Below are 16,713 nucleotides of genomic sequence, written 5' to 3' on the forward strand. Positions count from 1 at the left end.
GCCTCGTTTCACTCGGCAGCTCCTACACAGCTCCGACAGTGCACCCTTATTCCTGACCCATCATGCCCAACCATTCCTCCAACCCCCACTGCCCCGACTGGGCCACCGCCCTGCTCAATGGCTTCAGCCAGATTTTCCTCCAGCGCCATCCGCTGTGCGGCTTGCTGTGCCTGTTGGCAATCCTGCTTACTGCGCCGGCCTTGCTCGGCGGCGCACTGCTGGGCGGCTTGGCGGGATTGCTGACCGCGCAGCGACGCGGTTATGCCAAGGAGCATCGACAAGCCGGTCTCTTCAGCTACAACGGGATCCTGCTGGGATTGCTGCTGAGCCTGACGCTGCCCTGGTCGGTTCTGTTACCACCGTTGATCATTGCCGGCAGCGGCTTCAGCGCGATGCTGACCCAGCAATGGCTCAAGCGAACCCCTGGCCCTCGCTGCCTCCCCGCCTACACCGCGCCATTCGTGGGGCTGGGTTGGTTGCTGCTGGGTTTCGCCCCGCCCTCCCCACCGCCCGCGTCGGTGGAGATCAGTTTGCCCAATCTGCTGCTCGCCCCTTTGAACGGCCTGGGCCAAGTGATGTTTCTCGACCACCCACTGGCCGGTGCGCTGATCGCGATCGGCGTGCTGGTCGCCAATCGCCGCGCCGCTGGCTGGGCGCTGTTCGGGTCCATCGTCGGCGTTGCATTCGCCTGGCTGCATCACGACGGCAACGTGGCCCTGTCGGGACTGGGCGGCTATAACCCGGCGTTGGTGGCCCTGGCCCTCGGCCAGCACACCCGCAAACCATGGCTGCCGCTGGCGGGCATTGCTCTGGCAGTCTTCCTCACACCAGGTTTCGCAACGCTGGGCATGGCACCGCTGACAGCGCCGTTCATCCTCGCCTGCTGGCTGGTTCACGCGACTGGGCGGCTCTGGCATCAGGTAATCCTCGATACCGCGCCTTGCACTGCGCAGGGCAATCGCCCTAGGCTTCGCTGATTATCGATTCAGGCGAAGGTCATGGATAACAGCACCAACTGGCGTGAACGGCTCTACGTCATCATTTTCCAGACCGATACCGTGGCGGGCCGACGCTTCGACAGCACCTTGTTGCTGATCATTCTCGCCAGCCTGGTGATCGTGATGCTGGACAGCATCGACAGCGTTCACAAGAACTACGCGGCCCTACTGGCTTACATCGAGTGGGGCTTCACTTTCATCTTCCTGGTCGAGTACGGCCTGCGCCTGTACTGCTCGCCGAAGCCGCTGCGCTACGCGTTCAGTTTTTATGGATTGGTGGATCTGTTGGCGATCGTGCCGGGCATCCTGGCGCTGTACTACAGCGATGCCCAGTACCTGCTGATCGTGCGGATCATCCGTATGTTGCGGATCTTCCGGGTGCTGAAGCTCAGCCCGTACCTCAAGCAGGCCAACTATCTACTGGCCGCGCTACGGGGCAGCAAGCAGAAGATCATTGTGTTCCTGGTCAGCGTATCGACCCTGGTGACCGTGTTCGGCACGCTGATGTACGTCATCGAAGGGCCCGAACATGGCTTTACCAGCATCCCCAAGGGGATCTATTGGGCTATCGTGACACTCACTACGGTGGGCTTCGGCGACATCGTGCCGAAGACGCCGCTGGGCCAGGTGATTTCGTCGCTGGTGATGATCACCGGCTATTCGATCATCGCCGTGCCGACGGGTATCTTTACCGCGGAACTCGCCACGGCCATGCGCGGTGACCAACTCCAGCATGACTGCCCGGTGTGCAGCAAAAACAACCATGAACACGGCGCCGCTTTCTGCTCCCGTTGTGGCAATGCGCTGTTCAAGAAAATGGAATAAGCACAGCACTTTTTAGTGCTTGAAGGCTTATAAGCTTATCGCTAGTGTGCTGGCTTATCGCCCGCCCCCTTTCCAATAAAAAGGAATTCGCTGTGAAGAAATTCTTTGGCGCCTCTCTTCTTGCCGCTGGCCTGACCTTCGGCAGCCTGGCCCACGCCGCCCCGACCCTGCTGAACGTTTCCTATGACGTGATGCGCGACTTCTACAAGGACTACAACGCCGCGTTCCAGAAACACTGGCAAGCCGAACACAACGAAAATATCACCGTGCAAATGTCGTTCGGCGGTTCCAGCAAGCAGGCGCGTTCGGTGATCGACGGCCTGCCAGCGGACGTCATTACCATGAACATGGCCACCGACATCAACGCCTTGGCGGACAACGGCAAGCTGGTTCCGGAAAACTGGGTCACCCGCCTGCCGAACAACAGCGCGCCGTTCACCTCGGCCACCGTGTTCATCGTGCGCAAGGGCAATCCGAAAGCGCTGAAGGATTGGCCCGACCTGCTCAAGGACGGCGTGCAGGTGATCGTGCCCAACCCGAAAACCTCCGGTAATGGCCGCTACACCTACCTGTCGGCGTGGGGCTACGTGCTCAAGAATGGCGGCGACGAGAACAAGGCCAAGGATTTCGTCGGCAAGCTGTTCAAGCAAGCCCCCGTGCTGGACACCGGTGGCCGTGCCGCGACGACGACGTTCATGACCAACCAGATTGGCGACGTGCTGGTGACCTTTGAAAACGAAGCGGAAATGATTGCCCGGGAGTTTGGCCGCGACCAGTTCGAAGTGGTCTACCCAAGCGTGTCCGCCGAAGCCGAGCCGCCGGTGAGCGTTGTGGATAAAGTAGTCGAGAAGAAAGGCTCCCGCGAAGCCGCCGAGGCGTACCTCAAATACCTGTGGTCGCCTGAAGGCCAGGAAATCGCCGCCGCCAACTACCTGCGTCCACGGGATCCCGCGGTGCTGGCCAAGTACACGGACCGCTTCCCGAAAGTCGACTTCCTGTCGGTGGAGAAGACCTTCGGCGACTGGCGCACCGTGCAGAAGACTCACTTCAATGACGGTGGGGTTTTCGACCAGATCTATAGCGGGCAATAAAGAAGGCATCCTCCACGGACCTCCGTAGGAGCTGCCGAAGGCTGCGATCTTTTGATTTTGATCTTCCGCTTGCGACTCAATTGTCAGAAGCAAGATCGCAGCCTCGTTGCACTCGGCAGCTCCTACCGTGCTGCCTACCATTAACAACAGGCATGACTGATATCAGCCACAAAGCCCTGTTCCAGAGCCCTGCAAGTCTTTAGCCTCACGCCATCCTTTCAATTGATCGACGAGATTGCCATGAGTGCTCATCCACCCACCTCGCCCGGCAGCGCCCTGACCCGCGGCATGGTCCTGTTGTTTGCTTTCTGCTGCGGCGCCATCGTCGCCAACATCTACTACGCCCAACCCATTATCGAACTGATCGCACCCGACGTCGGCCTGAGCAGCACCATGGCCAGCCTGATCGTCTCGCTGACCCAGATCGGTTATGCCCTGGGCCTGTTTTTCCTGGTGCCGCTGGGCGACCTGCTGGAAAACCGGCGCTTGATGATCCTCACCACCGTGGTCGCGATTGCCAGCCTGCTGGGGGCGGCTTTCACCGATCAGCCGAATGTGTTCCTGCTGGTCTCGCTGCTGGTGGGTTTCAGTTCCGTCTCGGTACAAGTCCTGATTCCGCTGGCCGCGCACCTGGCGCCGGAAGAGTCCCGGGGACGGGTCGTCGGAGGGATCATGGGCGGCCTGTTGCTGGGAATCCTGTTGGCGCGGCCGGTGTCCAGCGTGGTGGCCGATCATTTCGGCTGGCGGGCGATGTTCATCATCGCCGCGGCGTTGATGGCTGCAATCAGTGTCGTCCTGGCGCTGACCGTGCCCAAGCGCCAGCCCGACCACAGCGCGTCCTACGGCCAACTGCTGGGTTCGCTCGGCACCTTGTTGCGCCAGCAGCCGCCGCTGCGGCAACGGGCCTTCTACCAGGCCTGCATGTTCGCCACATTCAGTCTGTTCTGGACCGCCGTGCCGCTGGAACTGGCGCGCAACCATGGCCTGTCCCAGACCGAAATCGCGCTGTTCGCCCTGGTCGGTGCGATCGGTGCCATCGCCGCGCCCATTGCCGGCCGCCTGGCGGACGCCGGTCACACCCGGATCGCTTCGCTGCTGGCCATGTTGTTCGCCAGCCTGAGTTTCCTGCCGGCGTTCATCCACCCGATCTACAGCGTGATTGGCCTGGCAGTGACCGGCGTGGTCCTGGATTTCTGTGTACAGATGAACATGGTCCTGGGCCAGCGCACCCTCTACGCCCTCGACGCGAAAAGCCGCAGCCGACTGAATGCCCTGTACATGACCAGCATTTTCGTCGGTGGCGCATTCGGTTCGTCGATTGCCAGTGCTGTCTATGAACACGGCGGCTGGCTGTGGGTGGTCATCGTCGGCAGCGCCTTCCCGCTGCTGGCATTGCTGCGGTTCTTGAGCGCTTCGCAGAAGGCCTCGCTGGCGACTGCCTGAAACCGTCGCGCAAAAAAATGCCCGACAGGTCACGACCTGTCGGGCATTCTTTTTATCAGGGAGTCATTGGCGAGCGGTCAGACCCGCACGTTGCCACGCGGCCCGGCAATCGCCCAGATGATCAGGCCCAACACCGGCAACAGCAGGATCAGCAGCACCCAGAGGATTTTCATCCCGGTTTCCGCGCCACTCTTGAGTACGTTGATGATCGCCCAGATATCGAGCGCCAGGATAATCAGGCCGATCAGGCCGTTGAAGGTGGAACCCATGGTGTCGCTCCCAAATGGTGACATGCCCACTTAGGATAGCGGGGCCTGGGCAAGGGTTCCGTTTTATTGCTTCAGACGTGGACCGCAACCTTGAGGGCTTCGAGGGACGGGGCGGCGGCGATGCCCACCTCGGCACACAACGCCAGCACGCGTGGCAGGTCATTGCCGTACACCAGCACCATCTGCAATTCATCGTCGAGCAACTGGCTGAAGTTCATCAGCACATAGCCGCCGTTTTCCTTGTTCAGGCTGCTCATCTGGATCTGGATGCGGTTGAGCGCGGTCAGGGCTTCAGTCTTTGCCAGTTGCTTGGGCTTGAGATTGAACGCGACGCCGGGGCCGAACGAGGCGACGATCTGTTCGAACAATTCGACGTAGGTATCCGCCTGGAACAACACAGTATCCGGCAAGCTGCCCACCACCACCCATTCGCCCAGCGGGATCGGGAAGGTGTCGTCGTAATTGATGTCCGGGTTGGCCGCCAGGAAGGCCACCGGGTCGGCGTAGGCCTGGGCCGCTTCATCGGCGATCTTCTCGATGTCCGCCTCGCCCAGGCAGCCGGAGCTGATTTTGCTGATGAGTTCGACGAGTGCGGGTTTCATGGGGCGGATCCTGTGGCTGAATTTTCAGGCGCGCAGAATAGCGCATCACACCGGTCCGTAGGAGCTGCCGAGCGAAGCGAGGCTGCGATCTTTTGATCTTGTTCTTTCGCTTGAGATTCAACTGCCTGGGAAAAGATCGCAGCCTCGCTTCGCTCGGCAGCTCCTACAGCGCCAGCAACTTCTCCAACTGCGCCGTGGTGTCCACCGCGCCCATGGTCCTGGCCGCATCCAGTGCCGAGACGCCGTTGGCATCCTTGGCCTTGGGATCGGCGCCTTTGCTGATCAGGTAGTCGACGATTTCGACGCGGTTGAACATCGCCGCCATCATCAATGCCGTGCGGCCATCGAACGAGGAACCTTCCACTTGCGCGCCGCCGTCCACCAAGGCTGAAACCACCGCCAGGTCCCCCTTGAACGCCGCGCCGGCAATCGGGCTCTGGCCATTGTCGTTGCGGATCTCCGGATCAGCCTTGTGCTCCAGCAGGACCCTTACCGTCTCCACATGCCCGTGGTACGCGGCCAGCATCAGCAAGGTATCGCCCTTGTGGTTGCGCAGGTTTGGCGGCAGGCCCTTGCTCAGCAGCGCGGCCATCATCGCGGCGTCGCCCTGGCGCGCAACATTGAAGACCTGCTCGGCAAACTCCGCAGCCTCTTCCGGGGTCATCTGGCGGCTTGTATCGGACATGGAAACTCCATCGGTTCGTTGCAAAGCCGCTAGTTTCCCGAGGGACCCGGGGCCTGTCATCCCTTTTTTATCTGCAGCGGTCATAGCCAGAATCAATAGCGGTACTGTCCGCCCTGGATCCCTGTCGACAATTGCCGGTCCACACGCACATAGGTCGAGCTGTCAGGCAGCCAGGCGTAGATCGGCTCATCACCCGTGAGGCACGGGTCAAAGGCTTCGGCCTTGAGACGGGTCTTCTGGTATTTGAAGGTGCCGGTGGTGTCCATCTTCACCTTGATGCGCAAGAACAGTGGCACCGCGTAAGCAGGCAACTTGCATTGCAGAAACCGCAGCAGCTCGTTGAAGTCCAGGGTCGCCAGGGATTCGGCCGGCGTAATCGCGGCCATGCCGGCACGGCCATTGGTGCCGTTGATCTCGACGCCATAGGCCACCGCCTCGGCAATCTGCGGATGTTGCAGCAGCACGTTCTCGACTTCGGTGGTGGAAACGTTCTCGCCTTTCCAGCGGTAGGTGTCGCCAAGGCGATCGACGAACTGCCCATGGCCGAAACCGATGTTGCGCAGCAGATCACCGGTATTGAAGTAGCGATCGCCCGGGACGAACACGTCCCGGTAGATGATTTTCTCGGTCTTGGTCGGATCGGTGTAGCCGTCCAGCGGTGCCTTGTCATCAATGCGGGCCAAGAGCAGGCCCGGCTCGCCCTTGGGGACTTTCTGCATGCGGCCCTGCAAGTTGCGCAATGGCGCACCGCTGTCGTGGTCGTAGCGCACCAGCGCCCAGGCCATCAGGGAAAACCCGACCGTGTTTTCAAAGTTGAGGATGTTGGTGAAACCGATATTGCCGTCGCTGGCCGCATAGAGTTCACAGATGTGATCTACGCCGAAACGTGTCTTGAACGCCGCCCACGCGCCGGGGCGCAGGCCGTTGCCGATCATTTTCGTCACGCTGTGCTCCCGGTCCGTGGTGCTGGCGGGCTGATCAACGAGATAACGGCACAACTCACCGACGTAACCCAGCGTGGTTGCCTGATACCGTCGCACGTCGCTCCAGAACTGGCTGGCGCTGAATTTGCGGCGCATGGCGAAACCCGAAGCACCGCATACCGCCGCGCCCCAGCACACGCACAGGCCGGTGGCGTGATACAGCGGAAGCGTGCAATAGACGATGTCCTCAGGCTGCATGTCCAAGGCGATCAGGCCAAAACTGGTGGACGTGCGCATCCAGCGGCCATGGCGAAAGACCCCGGCCTTGGGCAGCCCGGTGGTGCCGGAGGTGTACAGATAGAAACAGGGATCATCGAAGAATACGTGCTGGCTGCTGACCGGGTTCTCGCCCGGGTATTGCTCGCTTGCACGCATCAAGTCGACGAATCCGGGCGGCGCAGGGACGTTTTCCCGATCCGCCACCCACCAGGTTCGCCCGTGCGATAGTCCGATCCGGCCACGCACGTCGTCGAACGCCGCAACCCGTTCGTCCCCGACCACCACGGCCACCGGCGTGACCAACGCGAGGCTATGGACCAGGGCATCGCCCGTCTGCGCGGTATTGATCATCGCGCTGACCGCACCCACCTTCGCCACGGCCAGCACGGTGATCAGCAACTGTGGACGGTTCTCGATAAAGATCGCTACACAATCGCCCTTGCCCACGCCTTGCGCCGACAGGTAATGGGCGATGCGATTGGCCTGCTCGTTGACCTGTGCATAACTCAGCACCGCGTCACCGCACAGCAGCGCCGGGCCTTGGGGATTGCGTTGCGTGGCCTGCTCGAAGCACCAGCCCAGGCCGCAGGGCTGCGTCGGGTCTTGGACGTTGGCGAGTTTCATGCCTTTGACAATGCGGGGAACCGCCCTGGCAATGGTGGGCAGCTTGCGCAGCATCATGCCCCAGGTAATGGCGTCGCTGGGTGTACGACTCATGGGTGATCCTTCCCCGCTCGACCTCGTGGGCCGTGGTTCTTGTCATGGGCGTGTGCGGATTTCGGCTCGAAAGTACCCAGCCGTTTCACGGCTGTACATGCGGTTTTTGCAATGTTTTGTATCCGCCGCCCGGCACAGGCGAGGCGTGAGCGCGAGGACACGGTTTGGTTCCATAAATAATCGCCCGACCACGCAAAATGCAGGATGCACGATGGCCGTTCATGCAAGTTGCACGAAAGCAAAAATACAAGAAATCTGTATATCGTTGTTTTTTAAGGATTTTTAAATTAATCAAATGCTGGCACAGACACTGCAACTACCCCTCCACGGTTTGCCACACCATGGAGCAATGAACGATGAATATGATTCAAGAGAAGTTTGCATCGCTGTTTTCCAACTACGAAGTCACCACCCAGGCACGCCCGGATGGCGGCATCCTGCTGACCTTGCGCAACAGCGACGGCAAACTGTTCAAGCGCACGATTTCCTACGCGCAATTGCACGCTGGGGACCAATTGTCCTGGGCCATCAGTGCGATTCGCCGCGATCTGGCTGAGCAAGCCAGCGAATTGCCACCCGTGGCGATGCTGCAAAGCCAGCACCGCTTCGCGCTACCGACCTATCACAGCGCCTGACACGCTGTGCCGGGATCAGGCCTGGAACCCTACGGTTCCATGGCCTGATTTTTTTTGCCTGCCGTTCAGGCGCCGAACCGGGACGGCTCGATGTCGGCAAAACTTGCCACGGTTTCATGACCGGCCAGTTCGCCACCTTCACGCGCCAGACCACAGGTGATCATCCCGGCGTCACGGGCCGCATCCAGCTCCTGGACGATGTCCGACAGGAAAAGGACCTCCCCCGGCGCGATCCCCATCGCCTCGCTGATCCGCTGGTAGGACTGCGTCTCCCGCTTGGGCCCGGACGTGGTGTCGAAATAACCGCTGAACAACGGCGACAGGTCGCCCGCCTCGGAACAGCCAAAAATCAGCTTTTGCGCCTGGATCGAGCCCGAGGAATACACAAACAGCCGATAGCCTTGCTGGTGCCAATCTTTCAGTGCCTGCACCGCGTCCGGGTAAACATGACCTTTCAACTGCCCAGCCTGGTAGCCCTGCTCCCAGACCATGCCCTGCAATGCCTTGAGCGGCGTGGCCTTGCGGTCCTCGGCAATCCAGCCCAACAGGATTGCGATGATCCGCTCGGCATCGGCGTCCGGCTCATGGCTGTCGCGACGCACAGCGGCCAGTTGTTCGGCCACGTCGGCGCGACCGGCGTTCTGCCGGACAAAGTCCGGCAGGTGCTGGGCGGCATAGGGGAACAGCACGTCGAAGACAAAACTCACCGCGCTGGTGGTGCCTTCGATGTCGGTGAGGATGGCTTTGATGGTCACGAAGTCAGTCCTCCAGGCGCGGGAAGCGGCTGGCAATGTCGTCGCCGGTGAACTTGGCGACCCAGCCTTCCGGGTTGTTGAACAGGCGAATGGCAACGAAATGCGGGTGTTCGCCCATGTCGAACCAGTGCGGCGTACCGGCGGGCACCGAGATCAGGTCGTTCTTTTCACACAGGACCGCGTAGACGTAATCGTCGATGTGCAAGGTAAACAGGCCACGACCGGCGACGAAAAATCGCACCTCGTCCTCGCCATGCCGATGTTCATCGAGGAACTTGGCCCGCAGTTCGGCTTTCTGCGGATGGTCGCTGTTGAGGCTGATGACATCGACCGTGACGTAGCCGCGCTCGGTCATCAGCTTGTCGATCTGGGTCTTGTAGGCGGCGATCACTTCATCCTGGCTGGCACCGGGCTGGATTTTCGTCGCGGCTTCCCAACGGTCGAACCGCACGCCTTTTTCGGCCAGGGTCGAAGCGATGTCTTCGAAGTGGGTCAGGACCTTGTTCGGAATCTCGGGACTCGAGACGTGGTAGACGGACAGGCTGCTCATGGCAATGGCTCCAGCAATTATCGGTTCAGGAGTGCGCGGGTCTTGAGCTCGCACTCGAACAGGAATTCAAACGCTTCGATCTGGCGCAACGCGTCGTTCATCCCTGGCCCCCAGGTGTACAGGCCATGGCCGCGGATCAGGTAGCCGACGCAATCGGGATGCGCTTCCAGCCAGGGTTGGACCTTGGCGGCCAGGCGCGCGATGTCCTGGTCGTTGTCGAAAATCGGCACGCGGACCCGGGATTCATGGGTGGTGACGCCGCTGAAGGCTTTTTGCAGTTCATAGTCTTCAAAGTCAATGAACGCTTCGCCGGTCAGGCGCGACAGCACCGTGGCGTTCACCGAATGGGTGTGCAACACCGCACCGATCTGCGGACGCCAGCGATACAGCTGGGTGTGCAGCAGGGTTTCGGCCGACGGTTTCTTGCCCGGCTCCAGGCTGTTGCCGTCCAGGTCGGTGGCGAGCACATCGTCGATGCCCAACTGTCCCTTGTGCTTGCCCGACACGGTGAGCAAGGCCTGGCCAGCGGATAACCGGGTCGAATAATTGCTGCTGGTGGCCGGTGACCAACCGCGACCGTATAAAAAACGCCCGGCGTCGATGATCTGCTGGGCGAGCTGTTCACGGGTAAGGCTCATGGCCTGTCCTCTTGCATGCGTGTGGCAATGATAACGGCTGCAGCGAAGGCTGCGAGGCTGGCGATGCTGAATGTCCAACCGGCGCCCAAGGCATTCCAGCTGTAGCCGGAATACAACGCGCCCAACGCCCCGCCGGTTCCGGCCAGCGCGGCGTACAGCGCCTGGCCCTGGCCTTGCTGGCGCGGGCCGAAACTACGTTGCACGAAATGGATGGCAGCGGCGTGAAAGCTGCCGAACGTCGCCGCGTGCAGCACCTGGGCAAACAACAGTACCCAGAGAAACTCGGCCAGCGACCCCAGTAGCAACCAGCGCAGCGCCGCCAGCAGGAAACTCGCCATCAGCACCCGGCGCACGGAAAACCGCGCCAGGATCCGGCTCATGAACAGGAACACCAACACTTCGGCCACCACGCCGACGGCCCAGAGCACGCCGATCAATCCACGGCTGTAACCCAGGCGCTCCAAGTGCAACGTCAGGAAGGTGTAATACGGCCCATGGCTCATCTGCATCAGGCCGACGCTGGCATAGAACGCCAGCACCCCCGGGTTGCGCAATTGCCGCAGGAAACCGTCCCCGGCCACGCGTGGCCCCTGCATGGGCTGGGCGTTGGGTACCCAAAAGCTGCTCAGTACGATGCCGGCCATGATCAAGGCCAGGGCCACCGGATAAATGTCCAGGCTCAGCCATTGGAACAGGCGGCCAAGGACAACCACGGTGATGATGAAACCGATGGAGCCCCACAGGCGAATCTGGCTGTAGCGCGAGGCTTGCCCGCTCAAGTGGGCCAGGGTGATGACTTCGAACTGCGGCAGCACCGCGTGCCAGAAGAACGCATGCAGTGCCATGACCATCGCCAGCCAGGCGTAGCTCTTGTCGATGAAGATCAGCGAGAAGCTCAGCAGCGTACAGATCGCGCCGAACCGCACGATCGCCAGGCGCCGGCCGGTGTAGTCCCCCAGCCAGCCCCAGAGGTTAGGCGCCACGCAGCGCATCAGCATGGGGATCGCCACCAGCTCGCCAATGCGTGCCGCGTTGAACCCCAGGTGATCGAAATACAGCGCCAGGAACGGCGCGGTCGAACCGAGCAACGCGAAATAGAACAGGTAGAAACTGGAAAGCCGCCAGTACGGCAACGCCGCCATGGTCGTCAGGCCACGGCGGTCGGCAGGCCAGCCATCAAAGCTGCCCCAGCACCGGTGTACCGACTCGAACGTCGGCGTTCTGGCCACGGTGGCGCAACAGATGATCCATCAGCACGATGGCCATCATCGCTTCGGCAATCGGCGTGGCGCGGATGCCCACGCACGGGTCATGGCGGCCCTTGGTGATGACGTCCACCGGGTTGCCGTCAATGTCGATGGAGCGCCCCGGCGTGGTGATGCTGGATGTCGGCTTCAACGCCAGGTGCGCGACGATCGGCTGGCCCGAGGAGATGCCGCCGAGGATGCCGCCGGCATTGTTGCTGAGGAAACCTTGCGGGGTCAGTTCGTCGCGGTGCTCGGTGCCGCGCTGGGCCACACAGGCGAAACCGGCGCCGATCTCCACGCCCTTCACGGCGTTGATGCTCATCAGCGCGTGGGCCAGTTCGGCGTCGAGGCGGTCGAAAATCGGCTCGCCCAGGCCAGGCATCACGCCTTCGGCGACCACGGTGATCTTCGCGCCGACCGAATCCTGGTCCCGACGCAACTGGTCCATATAGGCTTCCAGCTCAGGCACTTTGTCCGGGTCGGGGCTGAAGAAGGCGTTCTGCTCCACTGAATCCCAGGTCTTGAACGGGATTTCGATCGGGCCCAGCTGGCTCATGTAGCCACGGATGACGATGCCCTGGCTGGCCAGGTATTTCTTGGCAATCGCCCCGGCCGCCACGCGCATCGCGGTTTCCCGGGCCGAACTGCGCCCGCCGCCGCGATAGTCGCGCTCGCCATATTTATGGTGGTAGGTGTAGTCGGCGTGGGCAGGACGGAACAGATCCTTGATGGCCGAGTAGTCCTTGGACTTCTGGTCGGTATTGCGGATCAGCAGCCCGATGGCGCAGCCGGTGGTGCGCCCTTCGAACACGCCGGAAAGGATTTCGACTTCATCGGCTTCCTGGCGCTGGGTGGTGTGGCGGCTGGTGCCGGGCTTGCGGCGGTCCAGGTCACGCTGCAGATCTTCCAGGGAAATCTCCAGGCCCGGCGGGCAGCCGTCGACAATGGCGACCAACGCCGGGCCATGGCTTTCGCCCGCGGTGGTGACGGTGAACAGCTTGCCGTAGGTATTGCCGGACATGCAGGGCGCTCCGTGAAATCGCTGAGAGTCGAGATGGGCGCCAGTATACGCAGGCTCCCCGAGTAGTTCATCCTCGAACCTTATCGGTGCCCGCCAGTCCAACCGGCACCTTCGTAACTAATGGCGTCATGATGTTAAGAGCGTTTGCCTTGAGCCTTACCCTGTTGACCGGCCTGCTTTCGGGCTTCGCCCAGGCCACCGTGCTGCAACGCCCCATCAGCCTCGACACCGGCAACGGTGAACTTTTCGGCTCGCTGTTGTTGCCCAAGTCCGACACACCGGTGCCCGTTGTCCTGATCATTTCAGGGTCAGGTCCTACGGATCGTGACGGAAACAACCCCGAGGGCGGGCGCAATGACAGTCTCAAGCGCCTGGCCTGGGTGCTGGCCAAGCACAACATCGCCAGCGTGCGCTACGACAAGCGCGGCGTGGCCGCCAGCCTTGCGGCCACACCGGACGAGCGCAACCTGAGCGTCGAAGCCTACGTTGCCGATGCCGTGGCCTGGAGCCACAAGCTGGCCGCCGATCCGCGACTGGGCCCGTTGATTCTGCTGGGCCACAGCGAAGGTGCCCTGATCGCCAGCCTCGCCGCGCCCCAGGTCAACGCGGCGGCGGTCATCTCGGTGGCCGGCAGCGCCCGTCCGATTGACCAGGTACTGCGTCAACAGCTCGGTAACCGCTTGCCACCGCCGCTGATGCTGCGCAGCAACGAGTTGCTCGACAGCCTCAAGGCCGGTCGCCCCGATCCCAACGTTCCGCCGCAACTGCAGGTCATTTTCCGGCCAAGCGTGCAGCCGTATCTGATTTCGCTGTTCCGCCAGGACCCGGCCCAGGCGTTCGCGGCATTGAAGATGCCGGCCTTGATCATCCAGGGCAGCCACGATATCCAGGTCAGCGTCGACGACGCCAGACAGTTGAAAGCCGCCAAGCCCGACGCCGACCTCGCGCTCATCGACGGCATGAACCACGTGATGCGCATCGTGCCCAACGATGTGAAGCGGCAACTGGCCTCGTATAAGGATCCCAACCTGCCGTTGGCAGCCGAACTCAGCACCCACATCCTGAGTTTTATTGGCACGTTGGCCGCCCGTTAAGCGGGTTTAGTGGCCCATAGCCCTCCAGTCTCGGCAAATCCGGCCGATACACCGGTGTCGGACAGCGCAACGGCTGCCGACAAGCCGGCCCGGACAGGATTTTGCCGTTATGACTGAGACTGAAACTTCACCCGACACCACCGCCGAAACGGCCACCCCAGCCGCGGCGGAACTGCCTTGGGCGGACGTGCAGGCCGAGCATCACAAAATGCTCCGGCTGGCCCCGCTCAAGACCGATCGCGCCACTGGCGTGCGGCCCCTGCGGTTTGTCGAGTTCAGCTATGCCGAACGCCATAGCAAGGAACGCAGCTTGCTGCGCATGAGCATCAAGTTGCCGGGCCAGCGGGTGCGCAAGGAACAGAACCACCTCGACGTCTGGGCCGACCACGTCGAGAAACGCCTGTTTTTCTCGCCCGACAGTTTGCAAGTCGAGCCCCTGAACCGAGGCATCGGCCGCTTCCTCGCCGCCCAGGGCCTTACATGGGCCAAGAAGCGTTGGTCGACCTATCGGGTTGACGGCACCGATTTGAACAATAAGGACGCACTGAACGAAGACACGCGCCTGCGCCGTGATCACTTCCTCAAGGCCCACGGTTTCGAAGTGGTCTACGCCGACGCCCAGCACCTCAAGGGCAGCGTGAAACAAGCCCAGGTCGGCGATCTATCGGGCGACTGGAACACCGAAAAGCTGCAATTCGTCGAAATCCTCGAAGCCGCACAGATGCTCCAGCAAGCCGAGCAGAACCTGGCGGAACAGGAGGTCAAGCTCAAGCAGCAGGAAGAGAAGGTCAACAAATTCAAGCGCGAAGACACCGGGTTGCGCTTCACCATTACTTGCCTGGTGGCGTTTGCGATGTTCCAGGCGGGGCTGTTGATCTGGATTGCGACGCGGCATTGATGCTGACGCAATTCCGTGGCGAGGGAGCTTGCTCCCGCTGGGTTCTGTAGGAGCTGCCGAGCGAAGCGAGGCTGCGATCTTTTCCCCTGACACTTGAATCTCAAGCGAAAGATCAAAAGATCAAAAGATCGCAGGCTTCGCCAGCTCCTACAGAACCTAGCGGGAGCAGGCTCCCTCGCCACAAAGGCAGCCCTGCGTCAAACCCTGGAAGCGAACAACGCCTGGTGCTCACGGCACTGCTCGGCGCTGAGCATGAACACACCATGCCCGCCGCGCTCGAACTCCAGCCAGGCGAAATCGACTTCCGGGTACAGCGCCTCGACGTGCACCTGGCTGTTACCCACTTCGACAATCAACAGTCCCTTGTCGGTCAGATGGTCGGCCGCCTCGGCCAGCATCCGGCGCACCAGGTTCAAGCCATCATCGCCGCAGGCCAGGCCCAACTCAGGCTCATGCTGGTATTCCTGGGGCATGTCGGCGAAATCCTCCGCATCGACGTAGGGCGGGTTCGACACGATCAGGTCGAAACGTTGCCCGGGCAGCCCATCGAAACCATCCCCCTGGACCGTGAATACACGCTCATCGACACCGTGGCGCTCGATGTTCTGATTGGCGACTTCCAGCGCTTCGAACGACAAGTCCGCCAGCACCACCTCGGCCTCGGGGAATTCATAGGCGCAAGCGATCCCGATGCAACCGGAGCCGGTGCACAGGTCAAGGATTCGTGCAGGCTCCTGGCCCAACCAAGGCTCGAAACGTTTTTCAATCAACTCGCCGATGGGCGAACGCGGAATGAGCACACGCTCGTCGACGATGAAGGACATTCCGCAGAACCAGGCCTCACCCAACAAGTACGCGGTCGGAATGCGTTCCGCGATGCGCCGGCGCAGCAGACGTTGCACATGCACCAACTCCTCGTCTTCGAGGCGGCAATCCAGGTAGCTGTCAGCAATTTCCCATGGCAGGTGCAGCGCGCCCAACACTAACTGGCGTGCCTCGTCCCAGGCGTTGTCGGTGCCATGGCCAAAGAACAGATCCTCCCCATGGAAACGGCTGACGGCCCAACGGATATGGTCGCGCAGGGTGCGAAGGCGGGAAGTGATCACGGCGGCAAACTCCAGAAAAATCGACGGGCGAGTCTATCAGCCAAACACGCGGTCACCCAAACGTGCCTGAAGTCAGGACGAAATATGCCGGACAACCTGTAGGATTCTTCCGTTTTATGCGAGGCCCATTGAACAAAGCGCAGTTCTTGACAAGGCTGTAGGCCAGCAATGACGGCCCTTGCGATGGAAGCGATTCACAGAACCGCTCAGCCAGAGGAGAATGTCGCAAAAGCCCCACTCGAAGGAGCCCCAGAATGTCCGTTCCAAAAACGATGTTTCAACTCAGTGGCCGTGGTTATGCGGCGGCCAACTTGAGTCAAGCGACCCTGATCATCATCGACGCCCAGAAGGAATACCTCGCCGGCCCCCTGGCCCTGAGCGGCATGGATGAGGCGGTCGCGAACATCAAGCAATTGCTCGGCGCGGCCCGCGCCGCCGGTCGGCCGATCGTGCACGTGCGCCACCTCGGCACCCATGGCGGACTGTTCGATCCACAGGGCGAACGTGGAGAATTCATTCCAGGCCTCGAGCCCCAGGGCGACGAAACCGTGGTGGAAAAACTGCTGCCCAGCGCTTTCCACGGCACCGACCTGAAGAAGCGCCTGGAAGAACTTGGCCCCCTGGACCTGATCGTCTGCGGCTTCATGAGCCATTCCAGCGTCAGCACCACCGTGCGCGCCGCCAAGAACCTGGGTTTCCGTTGCACCCTGGTGGAGGACGCCTGCGCCACGCGCGACCTGCCGCACAAGGGCGGCGTCCTCAGCGCCGAACATGTACACCAGACCGAAATGGCGATCATGGCGGACAACTTCGCTACACTGGCCATGACCCGCGACTTCGCCTGATCCCGCCCTGGATGAGCGGTCGCTGTGCCGCTCATCCGCAAAAGCCTCTCATTTGCCGCAATGGCCTTGGCTTCAGGAACAACCCGAACATC

At 61.5% G+C, this 16,713-nt stretch carries 18 protein-coding genes; 8 read left to right on the forward strand and 10 right to left on the reverse strand.

Annotation, left to right across the window (positions count from 1 at the left end; genetic code table 11):
- Positions 1-62 precede the first annotated feature (62 nt).
- From M8Q45_RS17185 to M8Q45_RS17200, 4 genes are all read left to right on the forward strand, one after another.
- Positions 63-977 carry an urea transporter gene (locus M8Q45_RS17185; RefSeq protein WP_249875715.1) on the forward strand — a complete coding sequence of 305 codons (915 nt, stop codon included), beginning with the start codon at positions 63-65 and terminating at the stop codon, positions 975-977.
- A gap of 21 nt (positions 978-998) precedes the next feature.
- The gene (locus M8Q45_RS17190) at positions 999-1,823 is read left to right on the forward strand and encodes an ion transporter (RefSeq protein WP_249875716.1); all 825 of its coding nucleotides are present in this window, start codon (positions 999-1,001) and stop codon (positions 1,821-1,823) included.
- A 92-nt stretch (positions 1,824-1,915) separates the two neighbouring features.
- The gene (locus tag M8Q45_RS17195; RefSeq protein WP_181289818.1) at positions 1,916-2,914 is read left to right on the forward strand and encodes a sulfate ABC transporter substrate-binding protein; all 999 of its coding nucleotides are present in this window, start codon (positions 1,916-1,918) and stop codon (positions 2,912-2,914) included.
- A gap of 240 nt (positions 2,915-3,154) precedes the next feature.
- A complete protein-coding gene (locus M8Q45_RS17200; protein ID WP_249875717.1) occupies positions 3,155-4,357 on the forward strand; it encodes an MFS transporter in 1,203 nt (400 codons plus the stop codon).
- A gap of 77 nt (positions 4,358-4,434) precedes the next feature.
- Here M8Q45_RS17200 and M8Q45_RS17205 read toward each other — a convergent pair whose 3' ends face one another.
- The 4 genes from M8Q45_RS17205 to M8Q45_RS17220 all read right to left on the reverse strand — a co-directional run bounded on the left by M8Q45_RS17205 (position 4,435) and on the right by M8Q45_RS17220 (position 7,832).
- The gene (locus M8Q45_RS17205) at positions 4,435-4,626 is read right to left on the reverse strand and encodes a PLDc N-terminal domain-containing protein (protein WP_030142320.1); all 192 of its coding nucleotides are present in this window, start codon (positions 4,624-4,626) and stop codon (positions 4,435-4,437) included.
- Between the two features lie 71 nt (positions 4,627-4,697).
- Positions 4,698-5,228 carry a hypothetical protein gene (locus M8Q45_RS17210; RefSeq protein WP_249875718.1) on the reverse strand — a complete coding sequence of 177 codons (531 nt, stop codon included), beginning with the start codon at positions 5,226-5,228 and terminating at the stop codon, positions 4,698-4,700.
- A 163-nt stretch (positions 5,229-5,391) separates the two neighbouring features.
- A complete protein-coding gene (locus tag M8Q45_RS17215) occupies positions 5,392-5,913 on the reverse strand; it encodes an ankyrin repeat domain-containing protein (protein ID WP_249875719.1) in 522 nt (173 codons plus the stop codon).
- Between the two features lie 92 nt (positions 5,914-6,005).
- Positions 6,006-7,832: a long-chain-acyl-CoA synthetase gene (locus M8Q45_RS17220; protein WP_249875720.1), complete on the reverse strand. Its 1,827-nt coding sequence runs from the start codon at positions 7,830-7,832 to the stop codon at positions 6,006-6,008.
- Between the two features lie 356 nt (positions 7,833-8,188).
- Here M8Q45_RS17220 and M8Q45_RS17225 point away from each other — a divergent pair, with 356 nt between their 5' ends.
- On the forward strand, positions 8,189-8,467 hold the full coding sequence (locus tag M8Q45_RS17225; protein WP_030142324.1) for a DUF3509 domain-containing protein: 279 nt from the start codon (positions 8,189-8,191) through the stop codon (positions 8,465-8,467).
- Positions 8,468-8,532: 65 nt separating this feature from the next.
- Here the strand turns inward: M8Q45_RS17225 and mtnC are convergent, their stop codons facing one another.
- Genes mtnC through aroC form a run of 5 tightly spaced genes read right to left on the reverse strand, consistent with a single transcriptional unit; the run spans position 8,533 to position 12,678 of the window.
- Positions 8,533-9,222 (reverse strand): acireductone synthase, encoded by a 690-nt coding sequence (gene mtnC / locus M8Q45_RS17230; protein ID WP_349654629.1) that lies wholly within the window; start codon positions 9,220-9,222, stop codon positions 8,533-8,535.
- 4 nt (positions 9,223-9,226) lie between these two features.
- Positions 9,227-9,772: a 1,2-dihydroxy-3-keto-5-methylthiopentene dioxygenase gene (locus M8Q45_RS17235; protein ID WP_198726793.1), complete on the reverse strand. Its 546-nt coding sequence runs from the start codon at positions 9,770-9,772 to the stop codon at positions 9,227-9,229.
- Between the two features lie 17 nt (positions 9,773-9,789).
- Positions 9,790-10,410, reverse strand: coding sequence for a methylthioribulose 1-phosphate dehydratase (locus tag M8Q45_RS17240; protein ID WP_249875721.1), 621 nt, complete (start codon positions 10,408-10,410; stop codon positions 9,790-9,792).
- Positions 10,407-11,552: an MFS transporter gene (locus M8Q45_RS17245; RefSeq protein ID WP_249877342.1), complete on the reverse strand. Its 1,146-nt coding sequence runs from the start codon at positions 11,550-11,552 to the stop codon at positions 10,407-10,409. The genes M8Q45_RS17240 and M8Q45_RS17245 overlap by 4 nt, the downstream gene beginning before the upstream one ends.
- 34 nt (positions 11,553-11,586) lie before the next feature.
- On the reverse strand, positions 11,587-12,678 hold the full coding sequence (gene aroC, locus M8Q45_RS17250) for a chorismate synthase (protein WP_249875722.1): 1,092 nt from the start codon (positions 12,676-12,678) through the stop codon (positions 11,587-11,589).
- A gap of 128 nt (positions 12,679-12,806) precedes the next feature.
- Between aroC and M8Q45_RS17255 the strand changes: the two genes are divergently transcribed.
- Together M8Q45_RS17255 and M8Q45_RS17260 are read left to right on the forward strand one after the other, a co-directional pair.
- Positions 12,807-13,772 carry an alpha/beta hydrolase gene (locus M8Q45_RS17255; RefSeq protein WP_249875723.1) on the forward strand — a complete coding sequence of 322 codons (966 nt, stop codon included), beginning with the start codon at positions 12,807-12,809 and terminating at the stop codon, positions 13,770-13,772.
- A gap of 109 nt (positions 13,773-13,881) precedes the next feature.
- Positions 13,882-14,670 (forward strand): hypothetical protein, encoded by a 789-nt coding sequence (locus M8Q45_RS17260; protein ID WP_249875724.1) that lies wholly within the window; start codon positions 13,882-13,884, stop codon positions 14,668-14,670.
- A 197-nt stretch (positions 14,671-14,867) separates the two neighbouring features.
- On the opposite strand, the gene prmB is transcribed toward M8Q45_RS17260, so the two are convergent.
- Positions 14,868-15,776: a 50S ribosomal protein L3 N(5)-glutamine methyltransferase gene (prmB, locus tag M8Q45_RS17265; protein WP_181289807.1), complete on the reverse strand. Its 909-nt coding sequence runs from the start codon at positions 15,774-15,776 to the stop codon at positions 14,868-14,870.
- 254 nt (positions 15,777-16,030) lie between these two features.
- On the opposite strand from prmB, the gene M8Q45_RS17270 reads away from it, so the two are divergent.
- The gene (locus tag M8Q45_RS17270) at positions 16,031-16,621 is read left to right on the forward strand and encodes a cysteine hydrolase family protein (RefSeq protein ID WP_249875725.1); all 591 of its coding nucleotides are present in this window, start codon (positions 16,031-16,033) and stop codon (positions 16,619-16,621) included.
- The last annotated feature ends 92 nt before the right edge of the window (positions 16,622-16,713 follow it).

The sequence above is a fragment of the Pseudomonas sp. T1.Ur genome (genome assembly GCF_023516725.1).
In the GTDB taxonomy this organism is placed as follows: domain Bacteria; phylum Pseudomonadota; class Gammaproteobacteria; order Pseudomonadales; family Pseudomonadaceae; genus Aquipseudomonas; species Aquipseudomonas alvandae.